This window comes from Streptomyces sp. XM83C, assembly GCF_023072675.1.
Lineage (GTDB): Bacteria > Actinomycetota > Actinomycetes > Streptomycetales > Streptomycetaceae > Streptomyces > Streptomyces thermocoprophilus.
Genome location: NZ_JALLGL010000351.1, coordinates 1 through 5,977, shown reverse-complemented (window position 1 = coordinate 5,977; position 5,977 = coordinate 1). Strand labels below are relative to the sequence as shown.

4 protein-coding genes and 3 pseudogenes are annotated in these 5,977 nt (G+C 73.6%); 4 read left to right on the top strand and 3 right to left on the bottom strand.

Going from position 1 to position 5,977, the window contains the following annotated elements; translation table 11 throughout:
• Positions 1 to 82: 82 nt before the first annotated feature.
• Complete coding sequence (ku, locus tag MTQ10_RS26870; protein ID WP_247472782.1) at positions 83 to 1,063, bottom strand: non-homologous end joining protein Ku; 981 nt, start codon at positions 1,061 to 1,063, stop codon at positions 83 to 85.
• A 75-nt stretch (positions 1,064 to 1,138) separates the two neighbouring features.
• On the opposite strand from ku, the gene ligD reads away from it, so the two are divergent.
• Positions 1,139 to 2,020 (top strand): non-homologous end-joining DNA ligase, encoded by an 882-nt coding sequence (ligD, locus tag MTQ10_RS26865; protein WP_247472780.1) that lies wholly within the window; start codon positions 1,139 to 1,141, stop codon positions 2,018 to 2,020.
• 33 nt (positions 2,021 to 2,053) lie between these two features.
• Here the strand turns inward: ligD and MTQ10_RS26860 are convergent, their stop codons facing one another.
• Positions 2,054 to 2,857 (bottom strand): nuclease-related domain-containing protein, encoded by an 804-nt coding sequence (locus MTQ10_RS26860; protein ID WP_247472778.1) that lies wholly within the window; start codon positions 2,855 to 2,857, stop codon positions 2,054 to 2,056.
• A gap of 111 nt (positions 2,858 to 2,968) precedes the next feature.
• On the opposite strand from MTQ10_RS26860, the pseudogene MTQ10_RS26855 reads away from it, so the two are divergent.
• From MTQ10_RS26855 to MTQ10_RS26845, 3 genes and pseudogenes are all read left to right on the top strand, one after another.
• Positions 2,969 to 3,486 (top strand): annotated as a pseudogene (locus tag MTQ10_RS26855) (protein-tyrosine phosphatase family protein).
• Positions 3,487 to 3,826: 340 nt separating this feature from the next.
• A complete protein-coding gene (locus MTQ10_RS26850; RefSeq protein WP_247472776.1) occupies positions 3,827 to 4,627 on the top strand; it encodes a hypothetical protein in 801 nt (266 codons plus the stop codon).
• Positions 4,624 to 5,841 (top strand): annotated as a pseudogene (locus MTQ10_RS26845) (ATP-binding protein); the annotation flags it as partial. The gene MTQ10_RS26850 and the pseudogene MTQ10_RS26845, both read left to right, overlap by 4 nt.
• A gap of 9 nt (positions 5,842 to 5,850) precedes the next feature.
• Here MTQ10_RS26845 and MTQ10_RS31760 read toward each other — a convergent pair.
• Positions 5,851 to 5,977: pseudogene (locus MTQ10_RS31760) on the bottom strand (DNA-binding response regulator); the annotation flags it as partial.

Here is a 5,977-nt window from a genome sequence, read left to right as displayed (position 1 = left end):
CGCGGGCGCGGGTGCAGGCGCAGGCGGGCGCGGGCGTCGGGGGCGCGGGCGCCCGCCCGTCGGGGCTCGGTCCCGCTCCGCCTCACGCCGTTCGCTTGCGGGCCGGTGTCTTCTTCGTCGACGTCGACTTCGCCGTCTTCTTCGCCGTCGTGGCCTTCGTCGTCTTCTTGGCGGTCGTGCTCTTCGTCGTCTTCTTCGCGGCCGTCTTCTTCGCCGGGGCCTTCTTCGCGGCCGGCGTCCGCTTCTTCGTGCCGCCTGTCTTGCCGGAGTCGTCGTCGGGGGCCTCGCCTCGGGAGCGCTGGGCGGCGCGGACGCTGTTCTCCAGGGCGGCCATCAGGTCCAGGACCTTGCCGCCCTCGGCGGGCTCGGGTGCCTCGGGCGGGGCGTGGCCGGCGACCTTCGCGGCGATGACCTCCTCGACCGCCTCCCTGTACTCGTCGTGCAGGTCGTCCAGGTCGACCTCGCCGAGCGTGTCCATCAGGGCGTCCGCGAGGTCCAGCTCCTTGTCGCGGACGGTGACCTCGGTGTCGGGGGCGACGCCCTCCGGGGCGCGGACCTCGTCCGGCCACAGCAGGCCGTGCATGGCGATGGCGTCGCCGACGACGCGGAGCATGCCGAGGCGTTCCCGGCCGCGCAGCGCGTACTTGGCGATGGCCACCTTGTTGCTGCGTTTGAGGGCTTCGCGCAGCAGGGTGTACGGCTTCGCGGCGGGCGCGCCGCTCGCGGCGAGGTAGTACGCGGCGTCCATCTGGAGCGGGTCGATGCGGTCGGCCGGCACGAACGCGACGATCTCGATCGTCTTCGCGGTGGGCAGCGGCAGCCGGGACAGGTCCTCGTCGGTGATCGGGATGATCGAGCCGTCCGCGTCCTCGTACCCCTTGCCGATCTCGGACTGTGTGACCTCGCGGTCCTCCAGCTCGCAGAACTTGCGGTAGCGGATCCGGCCGCCGTCCTCGGTGTGGATCTGGCGGAAGGAGATGGAGTGGCTCTCGGTGGCGTTGACGAGTTTGATCGGGATGCTGACCAGGCCGAACGAGATGGCGCCGTTCCATATGGATCTCACGTGCACATCCTTTCGCTCGCCTGTCTTGTTCAGTTTCGCCCCGGTTTGTCACGTTATCCGTGGGATTCTCATCGTATGACGCCGATCACAGAGGTGGAGGGGCGACGGATCGCCCTCAGCAACCTGGAGAAGGTGCTGCATCCGGCGACCGGGTTCACCAAGGCGGAGCTGCTGCACTACTACGCCACCACGGCCGAGGCGATGCTGCCCCACCTGCGGGACCGGCCGGTGTCCTTTCTGCGCTACCCGGACGGGCCGGACGGCCAGGTGTTCTTCACGAAGAACGTGCCGCCGGGTACGCCCGACTGGGTCACCACCGCCGAGGTCGAGCGGGTGACGGGGGTGGCGCGGATGGTGTGCGTGCAGGATCTGCCGAGCCTGATGTGGGCGGCGAACCTGGTCACCGAGTTCCACACCCATCAGTGGGTGGCGCAGGCGCAGGACGAGGCCGACCGGATCGTCCTCGACCTGGACCCCGGCGCACCGGCGACCGTCGTCGAGTGCTGCGAGGTCGCGCTGTGGCTGCGGGAGCGGCTGGCGGCGGACGGGATCGAGGCGTACGCGAAGACGTCCGGGTCGAAGGGGCTGCACCTGCTGGCGGCCGTACGCGGCTCTTCGTCCGAACAGGTTTCTGAGTACGCCAAACGGCTGGCGGTGGAGGCCGAGCAGGCCCTGCCACGGCTCGCGCTGCACCGGATGACGCGCAGCCTGCGGCCGGGGAAGGTGTTCGTCGACTGGAGCCAGAACGCGGCCCGCAAGACCACCGCCGCGCCCTACACCTTGCGTGCCCGCGCCGAGCCGTGGGTGTCGGCGCCGGTGACGTGGGAGGAGATCGAGAGCTGCCGGGACCCGGCGCAGCTCACGTTCGGCGCCCCCGACCTCGCGCCGCGCCTCCGGGACCACGGTGATCTGCTCGCGCCGCTGCTGGACCGGGGGCGGGCGGGCAGGCTGCCGTAGCGAACGGGCCGGACCGGACCGCTCCTCTCGGCCTCACAGCCGCGCCCATGTGTGCCGGTCGCGGGCCATGCCGTGCAGGGCCTCCACGTCCGCGGGTTTCAGCACGCCGCCCAGGCGGGCCAGCGCGGGCAGGTCCGTGTCGGGCAGGACGCGCACATCGCGCGGCGGCGCGGTGAAGCCGATGCCGGACGGGCCGACCAGGACCAGCACGGGCCGTACCTCGGCGGTCAGGGCGTGGCAGGCGCGGTCGGCGTCGGCGCGCAGTCGGCGCAGCAGGGGCTCGGGCTCGCCGCGGCCGACGCCGACCATCGGGTCGGCGACCCGGACCCGCCGCTTGCGGGCGTACAGCGCGTGGACGGCGAACAGCCCGCCGGGGCCGATCAGCAGATGGTGGATGCGGTCGCCGCCGGGGAGCGGCACCGAGTGCAGGGTGTGCCAGCCGGCGCCCTCCAGGGCGTCCAGGGCCTCCCCGACGGTCTGTTCGGCGGTGAGGGCGCGGCGGCGCGGGTCGGGGCGCAGCCGGTGCGCGTGCCCGGCGTCGCGGTCGAGGGCGACGAGGAGGGCCTCGCCGGGGCGGTTGGGTGCCAGGTCGTCGTCCGGGTGGAGGGAGAGCAGCGCCAGCTCGGCCGGGGTGGGCACGGGCGGCGGGCCCACGGTGACCTGGCCGGCGAGGAAGGGGCGGAGCGCCGCCAGGACCTCCTCGCGCTGCTCCTCGCTGAGCAGGTTCACCCGGGCGGTCTCCCGGTCGTACCAGGCGACGTGCGCACCGTCGGTGCGGCAGACGTACAGACGTTCGTGTCCGTGGCGTCGGGTCGGTATGACGCGCAGTCGGCTCATGCACCATCACCCCTCGTCCATGGGAACAGGCGGGGTGCTGCACCGGCAAGAAGGCGGTTACCGTGGGAGTGAGTTCGCAGTGGCCGGCGGCGGGCGGCTGGGGAGGCGCCGTTGCGTACGCGCAGGAGACAACCCGACGTACCGGCTCCGGACAGCCCGTGGAACGAGATCGTGCCCGGCCTGTGGATCGGCGGGCACCAGTTCCGGGGCGCGCGGGGCGGGTGGAGCACGCGGTGGTCCGTAACGAGTTCGACCTGGTGCAGACGTTGCTGCGGCGGCCCGGGCACGGGCCGGACCCCGGTGTGGAGCACCAGGTGTGGCCGATCCCGGACGGGCCGCTGGACGGCACTCAGCTGGCGGGCGTGATCCGGCTCGCGGAGGCGGCGTGCGAGGCGCTGGACAGCGGGCGGCGTGTCCTCGTGCGGTGCTGGCACGGCTACAACCGGTCGGCGCTGGTCGTGGCGCACGCGCTGATCCGGCGGGGGCAGGCGACGGAGGAGGCGATACGGCTGATACGGTCCCGTCGCTCGCCCTGGGCCCTGCACAACGAGCTGTTCGTGGAGTACCTGCGGGCCGGGCTGCCCACAGCACGGCTGCTGGAGGAACTGGGCGAGCAGGTCTCCGAGTAGGGGGCGGGGGGCTGAACACGGACCGGTGGGGCCGAGCAGGGGCCGGGTGCGGCCGAGGGGAGGACGGGCGAGGACGGAGGAGGCCCGGAGGCGATCTTGCCCGAGGCCTCGGGCGGGACACGGGCAGCGCGCGTCGGGCAGACTCGGGCATGACTGAAAGGGGCCGATCAGGCCTGGGCGGGACCCGATCAGCCGTTGGGCGGAACCCGGTCAGGGCCTGGGCGAGGCCCCGGTCACGGCCGCAAGCGCGCCCGAAGGAGGAAAACCGGTAAGCGCAAAAAGGACTTACCGATGAATATCGTGTACGGGGCCGTCGTACCCCACGAACCACAGGAGTCCCGTGCCCCGCAGCCGACGTTCGCGTGCCGCTCTCGCCGTCCTGGCCGCCGCCGGGCTGCTGACGGGCGTCTCGGCGTGCGGTGACGCCGGTGAGCTGCGCGGGGCCGGGGCGACCGCGACGGCGAACGGTCCCGTCCGGCTGTGGCCCACACTGCCGCCCGCCTCCACGCCCGCCTTCGACATCGACGAGGTCAAGCACGAGCCGGTCAAGGGCGTCACAGTGCCGGGCGACGACATCCGCCGCGTCGATCCCGTGGACGTCGTCCGCGCCGAGATCGCGGCGCACCCCGAGGAGTACGAGGGGGCGAAGGCGGAGTTCCGGGAGACGGCCGCGCGGATGGCCGACTGCGGGACGGGCGGCGAGCGGAGCCGGTGCCCGGTGCTGTCGCCGTACTACCGGGATCTCACCGGGGACGGGCGCGACGAGCTGGTGCTCGGCTTCCGGCTGCTGCCCGGCTCACTGACGGCGATCCGGGTGTACACCGTCGAGAAGCACCGGCTGGTGCTGGTCATGAGCTGGGACGACGCGGTCGGCGCGGTCGAGCTGGCCGGGCGGTCGCTGATCCTGCGCTCCCCGTCGGACGTCGCCGGGTACGACTACCGGTTGCAGTGGACCTGGGACCCCGACCAGAAGACCATGCTGCTCACCCATGACGAGATGCTGCGGACCGGCGGCGGGCACGGGCGGTCCACCGGCCCGTCACGGTCGCCGTCCCCCACCGCGTCCGGCTCGGCGTCGCCCTCCGGCTCCGGGTCCGGGTCGCCGTCCGCCTCGGGTTCCGCCTCCGTGGGGGCGCGGTGAGACGGCCCGCGCTGCCCCAGTGGGCCGGCACCCTGGCGGCGAAGGCGGCGCTGTTCATCACCGTCATGTGCTGTGCGCTGGCCGCGCTGCTCGGCGTACTGGTCCATGTGCAGGTCACCGACCAGACCGTCGGGCGGGCACGCGAGCTGGCGCTGGACCGGCTGTCCGAGGCGACGGAGGCGTACGAGGCGGGCGACCCCCTCCTCCCCGGCTCCGGCATCGATCCCCCCGGACTGCCCGCCTCCCTGCGGGACCTCGCCGTGAGCGGCCGGCGCGGCACGGTCGTCGCCGAGCACCGCGGCAGGCCCGTGATGTGGGCGGCCGGGCCGGTGGACCACGGGCGGGCCATCGCCGTGCACGTCGACTACTCCCAGCAGGCCCGCACCATCGAGGCCCTCGACAACGCCATCCTGTGGTCCTCCGCCCTGGCCATCGGGGCGACGCTGCTGGTGGGCGCGTTCGCGGTGACCCGGGTGACGCGGCGGCTGCACGCCACCGCGCGCGTGGCGCGGCGGATCAGCGGAGGGGACCTGGACGCGCGCGTGGACGACCCGCGTACGAAGGACCCCGGTCGGCCGCAGGACGAGGTGGCCGCGGTCGCCGCCGCGCTGGACTCCATGGCGTCGTCGTTGCAGAACAAGCTGCTGGCCGAACAGCGGTTCACCGCGGACGTGGCGCACGAACTGCGCACCCCGCTGACCGGGCTCCACGCGGCGGCCGAGCTGCTGCCGCCCGGGCGGCCCACGGAACTGGTCCGGGACCGGGTGGCGGCGCTGCGCACCCTCACCGAGGACCTGCTGGAGATCTCCCGGCTGGACACCGGGCGGGAACGGCTGGACGTCGACAGCGAGGAGCTGGGGGCGCTGGCCCGGCGTGTCGTACGGGCGTCCGGGACCCGGACCGAGGTCGTCGTCGTACGCGACACTCGCGTCGAGACCGACCGGCGGCGGCTCGAACGCGTCCTCGGCAATCTCGTCGCCAACGCGCACCGGCACGGGCGGGCGCCAGTCGTGGTGACCGTGGACGGGCCGACGGTGACGGTACGGGACCACGGGGACGGCTATCCGGAGTACCTCGTGGCGCACGGGCCGCAGCGGTTCCGCACCGAGAGCGGGGCCAAGGGGCACGGGCTGGGGCTGACCATCGCGCTCGGGCAGGCGGAGGTGCTGGGGGCACGGCTGACGTTCGCCAACGCCGCGGACGGGGGCGATGTAACGGGGGTTGGCGGCGCCGCGGCGGAGCAGCGCGCGGACCCGGGCGAGCAGCTCGGCGAGGCGGAACGGCTTGGTGACGTAGTCGTCGGCGCCCGCGTCCAGGCCGACGACGGTGTCCACCTCGTCGGCGCGCGCG

What these genes read in the sequence shown, in the direction of transcription:
- ligD (WP_247472780.1), top strand. Translation starts at nt 1,139, where the DNA reads ATGACGCCGATCACAGAGGTGGAGGGGCGACGGATCGCCCTCAGCAAC.
- MTQ10_RS26860 (WP_247472778.1), bottom strand. Translation starts at nt 2,857, where the DNA reads ATGAGCCGACTGCGCGTCATACCGACCCGACGCCACGGACACGAACGT.